17 protein-coding genes are annotated in these 16,904 nt (G+C 74.2%); 7 read left to right on the top strand and 10 right to left on the bottom strand.

What is annotated here, in order from left to right; all coding sequences use genetic code 11:
- Nucleotides 1-37: 37 nt before the first annotated feature.
- The 6 genes from ACZ5GP_RS17360 to rsmI all read right to left on the bottom strand — a co-directional run bounded on the left by ACZ5GP_RS17360 (nucleotide 38) and on the right by rsmI (nucleotide 5,706).
- Nucleotides 38-931, bottom strand: a complete 894-nt coding sequence (locus ACZ5GP_RS17360) for a 4-(cytidine 5'-diphospho)-2-C-methyl-D-erythritol kinase (RefSeq protein ID WP_468751651.1) — start codon at nucleotides 929-931, stop codon at nucleotides 38-40.
- Nucleotides 928-1,794 carry a 16S rRNA (adenine(1518)-N(6)/adenine(1519)-N(6))-dimethyltransferase RsmA gene (gene rsmA, locus ACZ5GP_RS17355; protein ID WP_468751650.1) on the bottom strand — a complete coding sequence of 289 codons (867 nt, stop codon included), beginning with the start codon at nucleotides 1,792-1,794 and terminating at the stop codon, nucleotides 928-930. Before rsmA ends, ACZ5GP_RS17360 begins: the two co-directional genes overlap by 4 nt.
- A 74-nt stretch (nucleotides 1,795-1,868) precedes the next feature.
- Complete coding sequence (locus ACZ5GP_RS17350) at nucleotides 1,869-3,218, bottom strand: ubiquitin-like domain-containing protein (RefSeq protein ID WP_468751649.1); 1,350 nt, start codon at nucleotides 3,216-3,218, stop codon at nucleotides 1,869-1,871.
- A gap of 98 nt (nucleotides 3,219-3,316) precedes the next feature.
- A complete protein-coding gene (locus ACZ5GP_RS17345; protein WP_468751648.1) occupies nucleotides 3,317-4,192 on the bottom strand; it encodes a TatD family hydrolase in 876 nt (291 codons plus the stop codon).
- Between the two features lie 38 nt (nucleotides 4,193-4,230).
- Nucleotides 4,231-4,638 (bottom strand): hypothetical protein, encoded by a 408-nt coding sequence (locus ACZ5GP_RS17340; protein ID WP_468751647.1) that lies wholly within the window; start codon nucleotides 4,636-4,638, stop codon nucleotides 4,231-4,233.
- 171 nt (nucleotides 4,639-4,809) lie between these two features.
- Entirely contained in the window at nucleotides 4,810-5,706 is an 897-nt protein-coding gene (gene rsmI, locus ACZ5GP_RS17335; RefSeq protein ID WP_468751646.1) for a 16S rRNA (cytidine(1402)-2'-O)-methyltransferase, read from the bottom strand.
- Between the two features lie 62 nt (nucleotides 5,707-5,768).
- Between rsmI and ACZ5GP_RS17330 the strand changes: the two genes are divergently transcribed.
- The 5 genes from ACZ5GP_RS17330 to ACZ5GP_RS17310 all read left to right on the top strand — a co-directional run bounded on the left by ACZ5GP_RS17330 (nucleotide 5,769) and on the right by ACZ5GP_RS17310 (nucleotide 12,913).
- Nucleotides 5,769-7,508: a dolichyl-phosphate-mannose--protein mannosyltransferase gene (locus tag ACZ5GP_RS17330; RefSeq protein WP_468751645.1), complete on the top strand. Its 1,740-nt coding sequence runs from the start codon at nucleotides 5,769-5,771 to the stop codon at nucleotides 7,506-7,508.
- Nucleotides 7,509-7,699: 191 nt separating this feature from the next.
- On the top strand, nucleotides 7,700-9,331 hold the full coding sequence (locus ACZ5GP_RS17325) for a penicillin-binding transpeptidase domain-containing protein (RefSeq protein ID WP_468751644.1): 1,632 nt from the start codon (nucleotides 7,700-7,702) through the stop codon (nucleotides 9,329-9,331).
- Between the two features lie 288 nt (nucleotides 9,332-9,619).
- Nucleotides 9,620-11,380, top strand: coding sequence for a penicillin-binding transpeptidase domain-containing protein (locus ACZ5GP_RS17320; protein WP_468751643.1), 1,761 nt, complete (start codon nucleotides 9,620-9,622; stop codon nucleotides 11,378-11,380).
- Nucleotides 11,381-11,498: 118 nt separating this feature from the next.
- Complete coding sequence (locus tag ACZ5GP_RS17315; protein ID WP_468751642.1) at nucleotides 11,499-12,065, top strand: YbaK/EbsC family protein; 567 nt, start codon at nucleotides 11,499-11,501, stop codon at nucleotides 12,063-12,065.
- Nucleotides 12,062-12,913: a DMT family transporter gene (locus ACZ5GP_RS17310; protein ID WP_468751641.1), complete on the top strand. Its 852-nt coding sequence runs from the start codon at nucleotides 12,062-12,064 to the stop codon at nucleotides 12,911-12,913. The genes ACZ5GP_RS17315 and ACZ5GP_RS17310 overlap by 4 nt, the downstream gene beginning before the upstream one ends.
- Nucleotides 12,914-12,939: 26 nt before the next feature.
- On the opposite strand, the gene ACZ5GP_RS17305 is transcribed toward ACZ5GP_RS17310, so the two are convergent.
- Together ACZ5GP_RS17305 and ACZ5GP_RS17300 are read right to left on the bottom strand one after the other, a co-directional pair.
- Nucleotides 12,940-13,608 (bottom strand): permease prefix domain 1-containing protein, encoded by a 669-nt coding sequence (locus ACZ5GP_RS17305; RefSeq protein ID WP_468751640.1) that lies wholly within the window; start codon nucleotides 13,606-13,608, stop codon nucleotides 12,940-12,942.
- A complete protein-coding gene (locus ACZ5GP_RS17300; RefSeq protein WP_468751639.1) occupies nucleotides 13,605-13,946 on the bottom strand; it encodes a PadR family transcriptional regulator in 342 nt (113 codons plus the stop codon). Before ACZ5GP_RS17300 ends, ACZ5GP_RS17305 begins: the two co-directional genes overlap by 4 nt.
- An 80-nt stretch (nucleotides 13,947-14,026) precedes the next feature.
- Between ACZ5GP_RS17300 and ACZ5GP_RS17295 the strand changes: the two genes are divergently transcribed.
- Together ACZ5GP_RS17295 and ACZ5GP_RS17290 are read left to right on the top strand one after the other, a co-directional pair.
- Nucleotides 14,027-14,539 (top strand): hypothetical protein, encoded by a 513-nt coding sequence (locus tag ACZ5GP_RS17295; protein ID WP_468751638.1) that lies wholly within the window; start codon nucleotides 14,027-14,029, stop codon nucleotides 14,537-14,539.
- Nucleotides 14,536-14,805: a DUF3817 domain-containing protein gene (locus ACZ5GP_RS17290; protein WP_468751637.1), complete on the top strand. Its 270-nt coding sequence runs from the start codon at nucleotides 14,536-14,538 to the stop codon at nucleotides 14,803-14,805. Before ACZ5GP_RS17295 ends, ACZ5GP_RS17290 begins: the two co-directional genes overlap by 4 nt.
- Nucleotides 14,806-14,851: 46 nt before the next feature.
- On the opposite strand, the gene ACZ5GP_RS17285 is transcribed toward ACZ5GP_RS17290, so the two are convergent.
- Both ACZ5GP_RS17285 and ACZ5GP_RS17280 read right to left on the bottom strand, forming a co-directional pair.
- Nucleotides 14,852-16,033, bottom strand: coding sequence for a serine hydrolase domain-containing protein (locus tag ACZ5GP_RS17285; RefSeq protein WP_468751636.1), 1,182 nt, complete (start codon nucleotides 16,031-16,033; stop codon nucleotides 14,852-14,854).
- 32 nt (nucleotides 16,034-16,065) lie between these two features.
- Complete coding sequence (locus tag ACZ5GP_RS17280; protein WP_468751635.1) at nucleotides 16,066-16,845, bottom strand: energy-coupling factor ABC transporter ATP-binding protein; 780 nt, start codon at nucleotides 16,843-16,845, stop codon at nucleotides 16,066-16,068.
- Nucleotides 16,846-16,904 lie beyond the last annotated feature (59 nt).

Genomic DNA, 16,904 nt, shown 5'->3' with positions numbered 1-16,904 from the left:
GATCCGCGGGTGAGTACCTGCGCGCAGGCGGCGCCCGCTAGACCGTCCGGGCTCCCTGGGCCGGGGAGGTGGCGACGCGGGCCGTGCGGCAGGTCCCGGAGGCCGTCAGCGCGTCGGCTACCTTGCGCGCGGCGGCGGCGTCGGCCGTGAGGAACGCCGTCGTCGGGCCGGAACCGGAGACCAGCGCGGCCAGGGCGCCCGCCGCCGTGCCGGCCGCGAGGGTGTCGCGCAGCCGGGGGAAGAGGGAGAGCGCCGCGGGCTGGAGGTCGTTGGTGACGGCGGCGGCGAGGGCCTCGGCGTCGCCCTCGCGCAGGGCGTCCAGGAGCGCGGGGGACGCCTTCGGGGCGGGCGCGTCGGGGGTGAGCCGGTCGAACTCGCGGTAGACGGCGGGCGTGGAGAGCCCGCCGTCGGCGACGGCGAAGACCCAGTGGAAGGTGCCGCCGACCTCCAGCGGCGCGAGCCGCTCGCCCCGCCCGGTGCCGAGCGCGGCCCCGCCCACCAGGCTGAACGGCACGTCGCTGCCCAACTCGGCGCAGAGGTCGAGCAGTTCGGCGCGGGTGGCGCGCGTGCCCCACAGCGCGTCGCACGCCACGAGCGCGGCGGCGCCGTCCGCGCTGCCGCCCGCCATGCCACCGGCGACGGGGATGTCCTTGGCGATGTGCAGGTGGACGTCGGGCGCGATGCCGTGCCGGGCGGCGAGCAGTTCGGCGGCGCGGGCGGCGAGGTTCGTGCGGTCCAGGGGCACCTGGTCGGACCCGGGGCCCTCGCAGGTCACCCGCAGCTCGTCGGCGGGCGTCGCCGTGACCTCGTCGTGGAGGCCGACGGCGAGGAAGACGTTGGCGAGGTCGTGGAAGCCGTCGGGGCGGGCGGGGCCCACCGCGAGCTGGACGTTGACCTTCGCGGGGACCCGCACGGTCACTGCCGCGCTCACGCGCCCGCCCCCTTGTGCTCGGCGACGCGGGCGAACTCCTCGACGGTCAGGGCCTCGCCGCGGGCCTGCGGGGAAATTCCGGCGGCGACCAGCGCGGCCTCCGCGGCGGCCGCGGAACCGGCCCAGCCGGACAGGGCGGCCCGCAGGGTCTTCCTGCGCTGGGCGAAGGCGGCGTCCACGACCGCGAACACCTCGCGCCGGGAAGCGGTGGTCTTCACCGGCTCGGCGCGGCGCACCAGCGAGACGAGGCCGGAGTCGACGTTCGGGGCGGGCCAGAAGACGTTCCGCCCGATGGACCCGGCGCGCTTGACGTCCGCGTACCAGTTGGCCTTCACCGACGGCACGCCGTACACCTTCGAGCCGGGGGCGGCGGCCAGCCGGTCGGCGACCTCCGCCTGCACCATCACGAGGGTGCGCTCGATGGTCGGGAAGCATTCGAGCATGTGCAGCAGGACGGGCACGGCGACGTTGTACGGCAGGTTCGCGACGAGCGCGGTCGGCGCCGGGCCCGGCAGCTCGCGCACCAGCATCGCGTCGCTGTGCACCAGCGCGAAGGAGTCGGCCTTGTGCGGGAGGCGGGCCCCGATGGTCGCGGGCAGGGCCCCGGCGAGCACGTCGTCGATCTCGACCGCGGTGACGTGGGCCGCGCTCTCCAGGAGGGCCAGGGTCAGCGACCCGAGGCCCGGGCCGACCTCGACGACGACGTCGTCCGGGCCGACCTCCGCGGTGCGGACGATGCGCCGGACGGTGTTGGCGTCGATGACGAAGTTCTGGCCGCGCTGCTTGGTGGGGCGTACGCCCAGGGCGGCGGCCAGTTCGCGGATGTCGGCGGGGCCGAGGAGGGTGCCGTGCTCAGTGCTCACCGCACCAGGTTACGGGGCCCGGCCCCTGGGCCTCCCGCGGCGCCCTGTCCCGCGTCCGGAAGCGGCGAAGGGCCTCAGCCGTGCAGGCGGCGACCGCAGTGGGGCCAGGGGCTCGCGCCCCGCTGGATGTAGAGCTTCTTCGCGCGGAAGGTCTGTTCCGCGGCGGAGGCGTTCTGGGGGCGGCCCGTGCCGCCGAGGGCCTGCCAGGTCCTGGTGTCGAACTGGTAGAGCCCGCCGTAGGTCCCCGAGGGGTCGACCGCCCCCGGGCGGCCGCCCGACTCGCAGTGCGCGAGCGCGTCCCAGTCGAGGTGGTCCGCCCCGGCGACGGAGGACGGCCGCGGCTTGGTGCCGACCCGCACGATCCGGTTGTGGGGTTCGCGCACCACCTCGGAGCTGATCCGGCGCGGTCTCTGCTTGACGCCGTTGACGGAACGCAGCGCGTAGGTGACGCGCCGGGCGCCGGTCCGGCCCGCCTGGGCGACGACCTCCGTGCCCCGGAACAGCGTCGCGTCCCGCGTCCTCTCCACGGCGAAGGGGATCACCTCCTCCCGCACCTCCTTGGACCCCCTGATCCGCATGACGGTGACGGTCATCCCGTCGCGCGGGAAACTGCCGGGCGCCACCGAGGTGGTGTCCTGCCCGCGCAGTGTGATCCCGGCCTCCGCGACGGCGTCCCGCACGGTGGCCGCGTTCGTACGGATGGTCCGCTCCCGCCCGTCCGCCATGATCGTGACGGTGCGTTCCGTGCGGACGGCGAGGTCGAGTCCGGCGCGGCCGATGCGCCGGCTCCGCGAGGCCGACAGGTGCGCGCCCTGCGCGCGGACGCCGAGCTGGCGCAGGGCTCCCTCGACGGTGCGGGCCGTGGTCCACACCTCGCGGCGCTCGCCGTCGAGGAGGAGTCTGACGGGTCTGCCGTAACGTACGGCGATCTCGTCGCCGCTGGTCAGGGCCGTGTCCACGGCGGGTGCGACGAGGTCGTGGGCGCCGACGGCGACGCCTTCGTCGGCGAGCAGCTCACCGACGTCGTCGGCGAAGGTGTGCAGGGTGCGCGGCTTGCCGTCGACGCTGAGCCGCACGGCCTTGTCGTCGGCGACGAACGCGGAGGTGCCGCCCGCGAGGAAGGCCACGACGAGCGCCTGGGGCACCAGGCGCCGCAGCGCCTCGCCCCGCTCGGAGACCTGGCGGCGGCCGGGGCGCTGGGGGCCGTCGGAGGCCCGGGGCGCCTTGCGCCGGCGGGCGGCGCGGCGCGCCTCGGCCCGTCCGCCGACGGAGACGACCGTGGCCTGCAGCGGGATGTCGCCGCCGCTCCCGGCCTCGTGGCGGGCGTGGGCCCGGCCGTCCGGCACGGTCGGCTCGTACGAAGGGTCATAGGGCGCTTCGTACGTCTCGTGGGGCTCGTACGTCCCGTACTGCGATGTGCTCACGATGACGCTCCAGAGGTCCGGACCGGGCGGTCAGAACCTAGCGGAGCGGTCGTCACTCTCCAAAGCGGGACGGCTACGCTGTGTCGCGGCGTTATCGGTCAGTAATCGAAGGCGCGCGCGGTGTTCGCGGCGAGCGCCTCGGCCAGGGCGTCCTCGGCGATGCCGCGGACCTCGGCCATGGCGCGCACCGTGACCGGAATGAGATAGGGCGCGTTGGGCCGTCCGCGATAAGGGGCGGGCGTCAGGAACGGCGCGTCCGTCTCCACGAGGAGGAGGTCGAGCGGCGCGACGGCCAGGGCGTCCCGCAGCCCCTGCGCGTTCTTGAAGGTGACGTTGCCGGCGAACGACATGAAGTAGCCGTTCTCCGCGCAGATCCGGGCCATCGCCGCGTCACCGGAGTAGCAGTGGAAGACGGTGCGCTCGGGGGCGCCCTCCTCCTTCAGGACGCGCAGCACGTCCTCGTGGGCCTCGCGGTCGTGGATGACGAGGGCCTTGCCGTGCCGCTTGGCGATCTCGATGTGGGCGCGGAAGGACCGCTCCTGGGCGGCCATGCCCTCGGGCCCGGTGCGGTAGTGGTCGAGGCCAGTCTCGCCGACCCCCTTGACGTGCTCCAGGGCGGCGAGCCGGTCGATCTCGGCGAGCGCCTCGTCCAGCGCGCCGTCACCGCCCGCCGCGCGCTCCCCCTGCCGGGACCAGCCGTCGGGGTCGCCGAGGACGATGCGGGGCGCTTCGTTCGGGTGCAGGGCGACGGTGGCGTGCACCCGCTCGTGCTCGGCCGCGGTACGGGCCGCCCACTGGGATCCCCGCACGTCGCAGCCGACCTGGACGAGCGTGGTGACGCCCACGGACGCGGCCTTGGCGAGGGCTTCCGCCACCGTGCCCGTCTGCATGTCGAGGTGGGTGTGGGAGTCGGCGACCGCCACCCGCAGCGGTTCGGGCAGGGGCGGCGGCGCGTCGGCGTTCTTCGAAGGCATGCCCCGATCCTACGAAGCCACCCTGTCGGCCTGTCGCCCTAGCGACCCTTGCGGTGCTGGAAGGGGTGCAGCAGGTCGGACAGGTGCCAGTGGTGCTCCCCCCCGGCCGGTTCGGCGACCGGCTCCACGGGCCCGGCGGGCTTGCCGACGCGGCCGCCCTTGTGCTGGCGCCGCATCGTGTCCAGGACGGAGGACACCTGGCCGGCCCGCATGATGCGCACGACGTGGCCGTCGCAGTTCAGGCAGGTGGGGCGGGACAGGGGCGAGGGCACGTGCAGGCCGTCCGCCCGGTACATCACGAATTCCTGGCCGGCGGCGTCCACGTGGTGCTCTATCTCGTACGACTGCTCCCAGCCGTGCCCGCAGCGCATGCAGGCGAAGGCGTACGACTCGTGACCGACATTCAGTGCCGTGCGGGGGTGACCGGTGTCTGCGATCTCACTCATGCCGCTGCTCCTCTTGTCCGAGGGACAGGCACTTGTCCACCGGGCAAGCGCCGTCGTCCCCTGACCAGTGGACGCCTTTGGGGCGGCGAGCGCATCAGACCTGTCGAGCGTTGGAGCCGATTTGGCCTTTCCTTAGGAAAAGGGCCTGGTGCGCGGCTCGCGCTTTGCTTTTCACGATAGTCCTTTGCCCGTGGATGGGCCGCCCCGATCCGCGTTCTTTGCCGCCACGACGGCATCGAAGACCTCCCGCTTGGGCAGGCCCGCCTCGGCGGCGACCGCGGCGATCGCCTCCTTGCGCCGCTCCCCCGCCTCCTCGCGCACGCGCACCCTGCGCACCAGCTCCTCGGGCCCGATCTCGCCGGCGCCCTTCTCGGGGGCGCCCTCCACGACGACGGTGATCTCGCCGCGCACGCCGTCCGCCGCCCACACGGCGAGGTCCTTCAGCGGACCGCGCCTGACCTCTTCGTACGTCTTGGTCAGCTCGCGGCAGACCGCGGCGCGACGCTCGTCGCCGAACGCCTCGGCCATCGCGGCGAGCGTGTCGGCGATGCGGTGCGGGGCCTCGAAGTAGACGAGCGTCCTGCGGTCCTCGGCGACCTCCTTCAGGCGCGAGAGCCGCTCGCCGGCCTTGCGGGGCAGAAAGCCCTCGAAGCAGAAGCGGTCCACCGGCAGGCCGGACAGGGCGAGCGCGGTGAGCACGGCGGAGGGGCCCGGCACGGCGGTCACCTTGATGTCCCGCTCCACGGCGGCCGCGACCAGCCGGTAGCCGGGGTCGGAGACGGAGGGCATGCCCGCGTCCGTCACCAGGAGCACGCGGGCGCCGCCCACGAGGGCCTCGACGAGCTCGGGGGTCCGCGCGCTCTCGTTGCCCTCGAAGTACGAGACGACGCGGCCGCCGACCTGCACCCCGAGCGCCTGGGTGAGCCGGCGAAGGCGCCGCGTGTCCTCGGCGGCGACGACGTCCGCCGACGCCAGCTCGGCGGCGAGGCGCGGCGGCGCGTCGGCGACATCGCCGATGGGAGTGCCTGCCAACACGAGGGTTCCGGGGGAATCTGCGCTTCCTGTCACGGATCCATCCTCGCAGGGCCCACGGGCGGGACTCGCACAGTCTGGTTCCCTACGATGGCGCGGTGACCAGTACCGCGTCTTCCCCGGACACCCGCGAGGGCCAGGCAGCCGAGGAGCAGCAGCCCTCGTGGCAGCGGCGGCTGCGCCGATTCGGCCATGTGGCGCGGCCCGCGGAAGACGTCGGGGCGCGGCTGGTCCCCCCCTACACCCGGCCCGGCCCCCGGCTGTGGACGACGCTCGGCCTGTCGGCGGCGGCCGCGGACCGGGTGGTGCGCCGGGCGGCCTGGCTCGGTCCGCTGCTGGTCACCCTGGTCGCCGGGGTGAGCCGGTTCTGGAACCTCGGCAACCCGAAGGCCGTGATATTCGACGAGACGTACTACGCGAAGGACGCCTGGGGGCTCATCCACCGCGGCTACGAGGTCAACTGGCCGGAGAAGATCAACGACGACGTGCTGCGGCAGGGCGGCGACATCGCGATCCCGCACGACGCCTCGTACGTGGTGCATCCGCCGGTCGGCAAGTACGTGATCGGAATCGGCGAATGGCTGTTCGGCTTCGATCCGTTCGGCTGGCGGTTCATGACGGCGGTGCTCGGCACGCTGTCGGTCCTGATGCTGTGCCGGATCGGGCGGCGGCTGCTGCGCTCCACGTTCCTCGGGTGCCTGGCGGGCGCGCTGCTCGCCGCGGACGGCCTGCACTTCGTGATGAGCCGCACCGCGCTGCTCGACCAGGTCCTGATGTTCTTCGTGCTCGCCGCCTTCGGGTGCCTCTTGATCGACCGGGACAAGGCGCGCGAGAGACTCGCGGCGGCGCTGCCCGTCGACGCGGACGGGATCGTACGGCCTGACGCCCGCGTCGCCGAAACGGTGCGCCTGGGCCGGCGGCCGTGGCGGTGGGCGGCCGGGCTCTGCCTCGGGCTCGCCTTCGGGACGAAGTGGAACGGCCTGTACGTGCTGGTCTTCTTCTGCCTGATGACCGTCCTGTGGGACGTCGGCGCGCGCCGCGTCGCCGGCGCGGTGCGGCCCTACCGGGCGGTGCTGCTGCGGGACGTGCTGCCCGCGTTCGTGTCGACGGTGCCGGTGGCGGTCGTGACGTACGTGGTGTCCTGGCTCGGCTGGATCCTCTCCCCCTCGGACGGCTCGGGCGGCTACTACCGCGACTGGGCGGCGACCCAGGGCCGGGGCGGCGGCTGGACGTGGCTGCCGGACTGGACGCGCAGCCTGTGGCACTACGAGCACGCGGTGTACGAGTTCCACGTGGGCCTGTCCTCACCGCACACCTACCAGTCCAACCCCTGGAGCTGGCTCGTCGACGGCCGGCCCGTCTCCTACTTCTACGAGTCGCCGCTGCCCGGCGAGGACGGCTGCCCGGCCGGCACCACCGAGAAGTGCGCCCGCGAGGTCCTCGCGCTCGGCACCCCGCTGCTGTGGTGGGTGGCGGGGTGCGCGCTCGTCTACGTCCTGTGGCGGTGGGCGTTCCGCCGCGACTGGCGCGCGGGCGCGATCCTCTGCGGGGTCCTGGCCGGTTACCTGCCCTGGTTCTTCTACCAGGAGCGGACGATCTTCTATTTCTACGCGGTCGTCTTCGTGCCGTTCCTGTGTCTGGCGGTGGCGATGCTCATCGGCGCGATGCTGGGGCCGGCCGGCTCCGGTGAGCGGCGCCGCGTGGTGGGGGCCGCCGCGTCCGGTGTCGTCGTCCTGCTCATCCTGTGGAATTTCATCTATTTCTGGCCCATCTATACCGGCACCGCCATTCCCATCGATTCCTGGCGGTCCCGAATGTGGCTGGACACCTGGGTCTGACGGACGGTGTGCGCCCCGACCGGGGAATGCGCAATGGGCCACCTCGGGATGCGCAATGGGCCACCTTGGGATGTGTATGGGACACCTTCCGATAACGGCCGTCCCGCAATTCCCTTCCTCCCCATAAGGTGCCGGACGAACGGCCTTCCCGGGCGACTCCTTCGGGAAGGCTCCTGGGGAGGGGGCGCATCGTGCGCAACGGAGCAAAGGCCGCTCTGGTCGGCGGGGTCTTCGCCGTCATGGTGGGGGGCGCCGGGTACGGCGCGTACAACCTGGTGAGCGGGGTCAGCGGGGGCGGCGGTTCCGCGGGCCCTGGCCCCGAGCAGGTGCGGACGGGGCCGCCCACCGGCGGCGAGGTGCGCGACACCGCCCGGCAGTTCCTCGCGGCCTGGGGGAAGGGCGACGCCGAGCGGGCCGCCGCGTACACGAACCACGCCGAGGCCGCCCTGAGCGCCCTGACCGGCTACCGCGAGGACGCGCGGCTGACGAAGGTGCGGCTCACCCCGAAGCGGGCGTCCGGCGCGCGCGTGCCGTTCTCCGTGGCGGCCACGGTTTCGTACAAGGGCCGGAGCAAGCCTCTCGCCTACGACTCCGAGCTGACCGTCGTGCGGGGCGAGACGACCGGCCGCCCGCTCGTCGACTGGTCGGTGGCCGTCCTGCACCCCTCCCTGGAGAAGGGCGACACGCTGGTGACGGGCGAGGCCAAGGCGCCGGCCCTCCAGGCGGTGGACCGCGCGGGCACCGTCCTGCACGAGAAGCAGTACCCCTCGCTCGGCCCGATCCTGGCCGACCTGCGGACGAAGTACGCCAGGACGGCGGGCGGCAGCCCGGGCGTGGAGCTGTACGTGCAACATGCCGACGAGGACGCGGGCACCCGCACGCTGCTCACCCTCGCCAAGGGCAGGCCCGGCAAGCTGCGCACGACGCTCAGCGCCCCCGTGCAGAAGGCGGCGGAGCAAGCGGTGCTGCGCAACGACGACGCGTCGGTGGTCGCCGTCAGGCCGAGCACGGGCGAGGTCCTCGCGGTCGCCAACCACCGCGAGGACTCCTGGAACGCCGCGTTCCTCGGCAAGGTGGCGCCCGGCTCCACGATGAAGATCGTCTCGGCGGCGATGTTCCTCGACAAGGGCGTGACCAAGGCGGACGGGCCCGCGCCCTGCCCGGCCACCGCGACCTGGCAGAGCCAGACCTTCCACAACCTCACGGGCCTGGCGCCGAACGAGTCCGCGACGTTCGCGGAGAGCTTCGCGCGCTCCTGCAACACCGCGTTCGTGAAGCTCGTGGACGAGGCCGGGCTCACCGACGCCTCGCTGACCGAGGAGGCCCGCGACGGCTTCGGCCTGGGCCTCGGCGACTGGAAGGTCGGCGTCCCCTCCTTCGACGGCGCCGTCCCGCCCTCCCCCGGCCCCGAGCGCGCCGCCAACGCCATCGGCCAGGGCACGGTCCAGCTGAACCCGCTGACCATGGCCTCGGTCACGGCGACCGCGATGACGGGCGCCTTCCGGCAGCCGGTGATCGTGCCGAGGTCCCTCGACGACCGCGAACTGGCCACCGCGCGCGGCCTGCCCGCCTCGACCGTGGCCCAGCTGCGCCGGATGATGCGCCGCACGGCGGTCAGCGGCACCGGGGCCCGGGTGATGGCGGGCCTGCCGGGGGACATCGGCGCGAAGACCGGGTCGGCGGAGGTCGGGGGCCAGGCGACGTCCGACAGCTGGTTCACCGGCTACCGGGGCGATGTGGCGGCCGCCGCGATGGTGCAGCGGGGCGGGCACGGCGGCGACGCGGCGGGGCCGATCGTCGCGGACGTACTGCGGGTGGGGTGACGGCGGTGCGGCCCGGGCGCCCCGGCGGGCGCGGCTGACGCGGTGCGGCCCGGGTGTCCGGGCGGGCGCGGCTGACGGGGGGCCGTCCGGGTGCCCGGGCGGGCGCGGCTGACGCGGTGCCGTCCGGGTGTCCGGGCGGGCGCGGCTGACGGGGCGCGCGCAGGGTAGGGGGCGGGCCCGAGCGTCGTACGGCCGGACGGAAAAGTGGTCAAGGGCCTCGCCGCACGCCTCTAAGGTGGCCTTCCGGTGAGGAGCTTGGGGGCTCCCCGGGGAGACTGCGGAGGGTTTGTGGGCAAGCGAAGGCGCGCCGCCGGGCGCAAGGACGGCGGATCACGGGACACGCGGATGCGTCCGGGGGTGCTCGTGGGGGCGGCGGTCGTCGTCCTGTGCGGGGTGGGGGCCGCCGCGTACGCGCTCTCCGGTGGCCCGGGGGCCGGGTCGGGCGACTCGGCCGACGGGAAGCGGGTGGCCTCGGGGCCGCCGACGCCGGCCGAGGTGCGGGACACCGCGCGGGCGTTCCTCACGGCGTGGTCCAAGGGCGACGTGTCCCGGGCCGCCGCGCTGACGGACGACCGGGACGCGGCGCGCGAGGCCCTGACGTCCTACCGCGAGGAGGGCCGCTTCCGGGAGATACGGCTGACGCCGGGCAGGCGCTCCGGTACGGAGGTGCCCTTCAAGGCGGCCACCATGGTGGCGTACAAGGGGCAGAGCAAGCCCTTCGCCTACGCGTCCGAGCTGACGGTGGTGCGCAGGAAGAGCGACGGCAGGACGCTGGTCGCCTGGCGCCCCTCGGTCCCGCACCCCGAACTGCGGGCGGGCGACCGGCTGGTCACCGGAGAGGCGGGCGACCCGCCGATCAAGGCGGTGGACCGGGAGGGCAAGGAACTGACGGCGGCGAAGTACCCCTCGCTCGGGACGGTCCTCGACAGCCTGCGCGAGAAGTACGGCAAGAAGGCCGGCGGCCGGGCGGGCGTGGAGCTTCGGGTGGTGCGGGCGGACGACGGACCGGCCGGGCCCACGCGGAAGGGCGCTGACTCGAAGGGTGCCCCGGCGAAGAAGGACGGCGCGAGGTCGAAGAAGGACGACGCGAGGTCGACGCCCGACAAGACGCTCCTGACGCTCTCGTCGGGCACCCCGGGGACGCTGCGGACGACGTTCAGCGGTCGGTTGCAGGCCGCGGCGGAGCGGGAGACCGCCAAGCGGCAGCGGGCCTCCGTGGTCGTCGTCAAGCCGAGCACCGGTGAGATCCTGGCCGCCGCCAACTCCAACCCCACCGGCTTCAACATGGCTTTCCAGGGCTCCCTGGCGCCCGGCTCCACGATGAAGGTCATCACCTCCTCGATGCTCCTGGAGAAGAAGCTGGCCGGGGTGGACAAGAAGCATCCGTGCCCCAAGTACGTGACGTACGGCGGCTGGAAGTTCCAGAACGACGACAAGTTCCAGATCAAGAACGGCACGTTCCGGGCGAGTTTCGCGCGCTCCTGCAACACGGCCTTCATCAGCCGGGCCAAGAAGCTGGAGAACGACTCGCTGACCCGGCAGGCGCAGGACGTCTTCGGCCTCGGCCGCGACAACTGGTCGATCGGCGTGCCGTCCTTCGACGGCGCGGTCCCGGTCCAGTCGGACGCCCAGATGGCGGCCTCGTTGATCGGGCAGGGCGGGGTGCGGATGAACCCCCTGAACATGGCGTCGGTCGCGGCGACGGTGAAGTCCGGCAGGTTCCGCCAGCCCTACCTGGTCTCGCCCGACCTCGACGACCGCACACTGGCGACGGCGCCGCGCAGGATGTCCGGCGCGACGGCCTCGGCGCTGCGGGACCTCATGCACTACACGGCGGTGGCCGGTACCGCGTCGGAGCCGATGCGGGGCCTCGGTTCCGACGCCGGCGCGAAGACGGGCTCGGCGGAGGTCGACGGCCAGAAGAAGCCGAACGGCTGGTTCACGGCCTACCGGGGCGACCTGGCGTCGGCGGCGGTCGTGCAACAGGGCGGCCACGGCGGGGATTCGGCGGGCCCGCTGGTACGGGCGATGCTGCTGGCCGGGGGCTGAGCGGAGGGCGGGCTCCGGGGGTGGGGCTCCGCCGGCTGCCGTGCCGGGGTCCTGTCCGCTGTCCGCCATGCGGATACGCGGTCGCATGCCCCGTACACGGACCGCTAGCGTGCCGCGCATGAGCACTTCTGAACGCGCCGCGTCCGCAGAGCCCGACGGCACCGGGGGCTCCGCCCCGGCCGGGTCCGTGGAGCCGGCCGAGTCCGCCGCCCACCCCCGTTTCGCCGCCGCCCTGCGTGAGCTGGGCCTGGCCGAGGTGATCGGCCGGGCCCGCCGCTTCCCGGAACAGACCCGTACCGCGCAGGAGGCGGCGGACGCCATCGGCTGCGAACTGAGCCAGATCTGCAAGTCGCTGATCTTCGCGGCGGACGGCGTGCCGGTCCTCGTCCTGATGGACGGCGCGTCCCGGGTCGACGTGGAGTTGGTACGGCGGGAGTTGGGCGCGGAGAAGGTCACGCGGGCCAAGGCGGACGTGGTCCGGGAGGCCACCGGTTACGCGATCGGCGGGGTGCCGCCCTTCGGCCACGCCACCAGGACCCGCGTCCTCGCCGACCGCTCGCTCCTCGCCCACGACGTGGTGTGGGCGGCGGCGGGCAGCCCCTACGCCGTCTTCCCCATGGACCCCGAGTCGCTGATCGCCCATGCGGGCGGCACCCCGGTGGACGTGCGCGAGACCGCGAGGTGACCCCGCTGGTCGCGGCGGCGGTCCTGCTCGCCGCCGTCACGCACGCCGCCTGGAACGCGATCGCCCACCACATCACGGACAAGCTGGTCGGCTTCACCCTCATCGCCGGCGGCGGCACGCTGATCGGCCTGCTGCTGGCCCCCTTCGTCGCGGTCCCGGCGGCGGGGGCCTGGCCGTACCTGGTCCTCTCCGCCCTTCTGCACGTGGGCTACTACGCCCTGCTCATGCGGTCGTTCAAGCTCGGCGACTTCGGCCAGGCGTACCCCATCGCGCGCGGCACGGCCCCGCTGGTGGTGACGGTCCTCGCGGCGGTGTTCGCGGGCGAGACCCCGGACGGCCGGCAGGCGGCGGGCGTCGCCGTGTCGTGCGCGGGCCTGACGGGCCTCGCCCTGTGGGGCATACGGGGATCGGGGCGCCGCCCGGACTGGCCGGCGATCGGCGCGGCCCTCGCGACGGGCGTCTCCATCGCGGCGTACACGGTGGTGGACGGCCTCGGCGTGCGCGCCTCCGGCTCCTCGATGGGCTACATCGCGTGGCTGATGATCCTGGAGGGCCTCGCGATCCCGCTCTACGCGGCGTACCGCTGGCGTGGTGAACTCCCCACGAAACTCCGCCCGTTCGCGGCGGTGGGCCTGCTCGGCGCGGCCTTGTCGGTCTCGGCGTACGGCTTGGTCCTGTGGGCCCAGACCAAGGCGGCCCTGGCCCCGGTCTCGGCCCTGCGGGAGTCCTCGATCATCGTCGGCGCGGCGATAGGCGCGATCTTCTTCAAGGAACGCTTCGGCACACCGAGGCTGGTCGCGGCGGGGCTGATGGTGGCGGGGATCGGGTTGATGCTGCACGCGGGGTGAGGCTTCCCCTGATGCGGGGGCGGCCCTCAGCCGGCCGGTTCCGGGAGGCGGGCGCAGCGGCGGCAGGCGCGGGCCGAGGGGGCCAGGGTGGCGTGGGACGTGGCGGCCAGCAGGCCGGCGCAGGTGAGCAGGGGCCAGTCGCCGGTGAGGGCCGCCGCCGCGGTGAGCGCGAGGGTCGCCGCCGCCATGGCCGCGCTGGCGGTCGTGCCGGCCCAGGCGACCACGAGCGGCAGCCGGTGCGGCGTCGGCAGGCGGCGGCCGAGGCTGCCGGTGGCGGCCAGCGCGGCCGCGGCGAGCAGCGCGGCGAGGGTCGCGACGACGGCCAGGTGGACGGCGAGCAGTTGGGCCGTGCCTGGCAGCTGCCAGGCCAGGTCGTGGCCCGCGGTCCTGGCCAGGTACCAGCAGCCGGCCAGGAACGGCGCGGCCAGGGTGACGGCCCGCGCGGTGTGCCGGGCCTGGGCGACGGTCAGTTCCCGCTGGCAGCCGGGCAGGAGTTCGGCGACGGTCCCGAACTCCCGCAGCGCCCGGCGGGCGGCCTCCTCCTCGGACAGTCCGGCGTCGGCGTACGCACCGGCCGTGTCGGTGAGTCCGTCCCGCATCTCCTCGACCAGGCGGGCCTTGGCCTTGACGGGTCCGTGCAGGGCCGCGGCCAGCTCGGCCACGTACTCCTGGAGGGGCGGGGCCACGGGGGTCACGTGGCGAGTCCCGTGTTCGGGGCGGGGTTGAGGACCGAGCCGATCGCCGCGGTGAACTCGCTCCAGGCCGCCCGCTCACCGGCCAGCGTCGCCCGCCCCGCGTCCGTCAACTCGTAGCACCTGCGCCGCCGTTCGCCGGTCGCCTGCCAGCCGCTGCTGAGCAGGCCGAGCCGCTCCAGGCGGTTCAGCGCGGGGTAGATGGTGCCCGTACGCAGCTCCAGTACGCCGCCGCTGCGGCGCTGCACCGCGGCGATGATCGCGTACCCGTGCAGGGGGCCCGGCTCCAGCACGGCTAGCAGCAGTCCGTCGAGGTGCCCTCGCACCGCATCCGCCTTCATGAGTAGGCAGCCTACACAAAGCAGCCGTAGGCAGTGTATGTATTGGCAGCCAACACATACGGTTCTCCGGAGGCTCCGCCGTGACCAAGTTCCTGCTGTCCGTCCACGTCCTCGTGGCGATCCTCGCCGTGGGGTCGATCACCGTGGCCGCCTCGATGTTCCCGCGCCAGGCGCTGCGGGCGATCGGCGGCGAGGAGGGGCCGAGAGTCGCCGCGCTCCTGCACCGGGTGTGCCGCGGCTACGCGGTCGCGGGCATCGCGGTGCCCGTTTTCGGCATCGCCACCGGGGCCCGGCTCGGCGTGCTCGGCGACGCGTGGCTCATCGCCTCGCTCGCCCTGACCGCGCTCGCGGCGGGCCTGTTGGCGCTGGCCGTCCTGCCGGGCCAGCGCCGCCTGCTCGCACTGGCGCAGGGCGGCGCCTCGGCACAGGGCGGCGCGCCGGCCGCGCCGGGTGGCCCCGGGTCCGGGTCCGGGGACGACGGGCTCGCGAAGGCCGCCGCCCGGCTGGCGATGCTCACCGGCGTCTTCAACCTGCTCTGGGCGATCGTCGTCGTCCTGATGATCGTCCGCCCCGGCTCCACCACGGGAGCGTGAGACCCGTGCGCACCCTGCGGATCGCGGCGGCCGCCGAGGCCGTCTCGCTCGTCCTGCTGCTGGCCAACCTGTGCACGGTCCACACCTCCGCGCTCTCGGCGCTGCTCGGCCCGCTGCACGGCACGGCGTACCTCGTCGTCATCGCCACCACGTGGACCGTGCCGTCGGCCGCCGCGCCCGGGGCCCGGTGGCGCGCCCTGGCCCCCGGTGTCGGCGGCCTGCTCGCCCTGCGGCGGATCGAGAGCCGCGCCCCCGCCGGGAACTGACGCCCCACGTCCCGATCCGGGTCCCGAATCCGGGTCCCGAGTCCGGTTACGCGCCGAGCCCCTCGCGCAGCGCCCGTACCAGCGCCTGGGCCCGCGGGTCCGCCGTGACGCCCTTGCCCATCCCGTTGGTGACGTACCCGAAGGCGGTCCCCGTCCCCGGGTCGGCGAAGCCGAGGGCGCCGCCGCGGCCGGGGTGGCCGAAGGAGCCGGGGCCGAGCAGCGGGGAGGCGGCGCCGTGCAGCATGTAGCCGAGGCCGAAGCGGGTGGGGACGACCAGGACGCGGTCGGGGCCCGCGGACTCCTCGGTCCGGGCCGCCTCCATCGTCCGAGGGGTGAACAGCCGTGTGCCGCCGTCGACTTCGCCGATGAGCGCGGCGTAGAAGCGGGCCAGGCCGTCCGCCGTGGCGATGCCGTTGGAGGCGGGCAGGGCGGCCGCCCGGTACAGCGGGTCGTTCTCGTCCGGGGAGGGATCGATCGCCCCGAAGGCGCGGCGGGTCAGCGAGTTGGGGTCCGCGTAGGCCGCCGCGACGTTCCGCTTCGGCCGTACGCGCAGACCGCCCGCCGCGGCAGGCAGTTCGACGCGGCCCATCCGGCCGACCCGTGCCGCCTCCGTTTCCGGCAGCCCGAGCCACAGGCCGAGGCCGAGCGGTCGGGCGATCTCGGCGGCGATCCACTCCCCGACGGCCTTGCCCGTCACGCGCCGCACCAGCTCGCCGGTGAGCCAGCTGTAGGTCTGCGCGTGGTAGCCGTGGTCCGCGCCGGGCTCCCAGAACGGGGCCTGCGCCGCGACCACCGCCGCCGCGAGGTCCGGGTCGAGCGCCTCGGCCGGGGTCAGCGGCCGGTCCAGGGCGGGTACCGCCGCGCGGTGCGCGAGGACGTGCCGCACCAGGACGCCTTCCTTGCCGCGCGCCTTGAACTGCGGCCAGTACGTGCCGACCGGCGCGTCCAGGTCCAGCTCGCCGCGCTGGTGGAGCAGGAGGAGGGCGGCGGCGGCCACGCCCTTGGTGGCCGAGCGGACCACCTGCGCCGTGCCGGGTTCCCAGGGCGCGTCCCCGGCGGCGAGGTCGCCGTCGACGTCCCGCGTGCCGCCCCACAGCTGCACGACCTTGCGCCCGTGCCGGTAGACGGTGACGGCGGCCCCGCGTTCCCCGCGCTCGGCGAAGTTGCGTGCGAAGGCCTCGCGGACCGCCTCGAAACCGTCGGCGACCGTACCCCGCACCTCACCCATGACGTCATTCATGTCCAGCCCAACAGCCGCCGCTAGCCCGTGATTCCCTGGCCGCTCGCCTTGAGTGTCTTCGGATCGAAGCCGAAAGGCAGTTCCAGGCGGTGGGCGCGCATCAGGTCGTCGTCGGCCAGCAGGTCGCCGGTCGGACCGTCCGCCGCGATCGTGCCCTCGCTGAGGATCAGCGCGCGCGGGCACAGCTCCATGGCGTACGGCAGGTCGTGCGTGACCATCAGGACGGTGACGTCCAGGGACCGCAGGATGTCGGCCAGTTCGCGCCGCGAGGCCGGATCGAGGTTGGACGAGGGCTCGTCCAGGACGAGGATCTCCGGCTCCATGGCGAGGACGGTCGCGACCGCGACCCGGCGGCGCTGGCCGAAGGAGAGGTGGTGCGGCGGGCGGTCCGCGAAGTCCGCCATGCCGACCTGCGCCAGGGCCTTGGCCACGCGCGTCTCCAGCTCGGGTCCCCGCATTCCCGACGCCGCCGGGCCGAACGCCACGTCCTCGCGGACCGTCGGCATGAACAGTTGGTCGTCCGGGTCCTGGAAGACGATGCCGACCCGGCGCCGGATCTCGGCCATGTGCTTCTTGCCGACGGGCAGCCCGGCGACGGTCACCGTGCCCGCGCCGGCGGTCAGGATGCCGTTCAGGTGCAGGACGAGGGTCGTCTTGCCCGCGCCGTTCGGCCCGAGCAGGGCGACGCGCTCGCCGCGCCCGACGCGGAAGTCCACGCCGAACAGGGCCTGGTGCCCGTCGGGGTAGGCGAAGGCGAGGCCGGCCACTACCAGCGAAGGCGTCGAGGTCACAGCATCCATCCGCGTCACAGCATCCGTCCCGGTAGGCGCGTCACAGCATCCATCCGCGTCACAGCATC

It is taken from the genome of Streptomyces sp. NPDC031466, from assembly GCF_055581265.1.
This window is presented reverse-complemented; position numbering and strand designations above follow the sequence as displayed.

Coding starts and splice junctions, on each gene's coding strand:
- ACZ5GP_RS17345 (WP_468751648.1), bottom strand. CDS start 4,192: ATGCCTTCGAAGAACGCCGACGCGCCGCCGCCCCTGCCCGAACCGCTG.
- ACZ5GP_RS17280 (WP_468751635.1), bottom strand. CDS start 16,845: ATGGATGCTGTGACCTCGACGCCTTCGCTGGTAGTGGCCGGCCTCGCC.
- ACZ5GP_RS17300 (WP_468751639.1), bottom strand. CDS start 13,946: ATGAAGGCGGATGCGGTGCGAGGGCACCTCGACGGACTGCTGCTAGCC.
- ACZ5GP_RS17315 (WP_468751642.1), top strand. CDS start 11,499: ATGAGCACTTCTGAACGCGCCGCGTCCGCAGAGCCCGACGGCACCGGG.
- ACZ5GP_RS17340 (WP_468751647.1), bottom strand. CDS start 4,638: ATGAGTGAGATCGCAGACACCGGTCACCCCCGCACGGCACTGAATGTC.
- ACZ5GP_RS17285 (WP_468751636.1), bottom strand. CDS start 16,033: ATGGGTGAGGTGCGGGGTACGGTCGCCGACGGTTTCGAGGCGGTCCGC.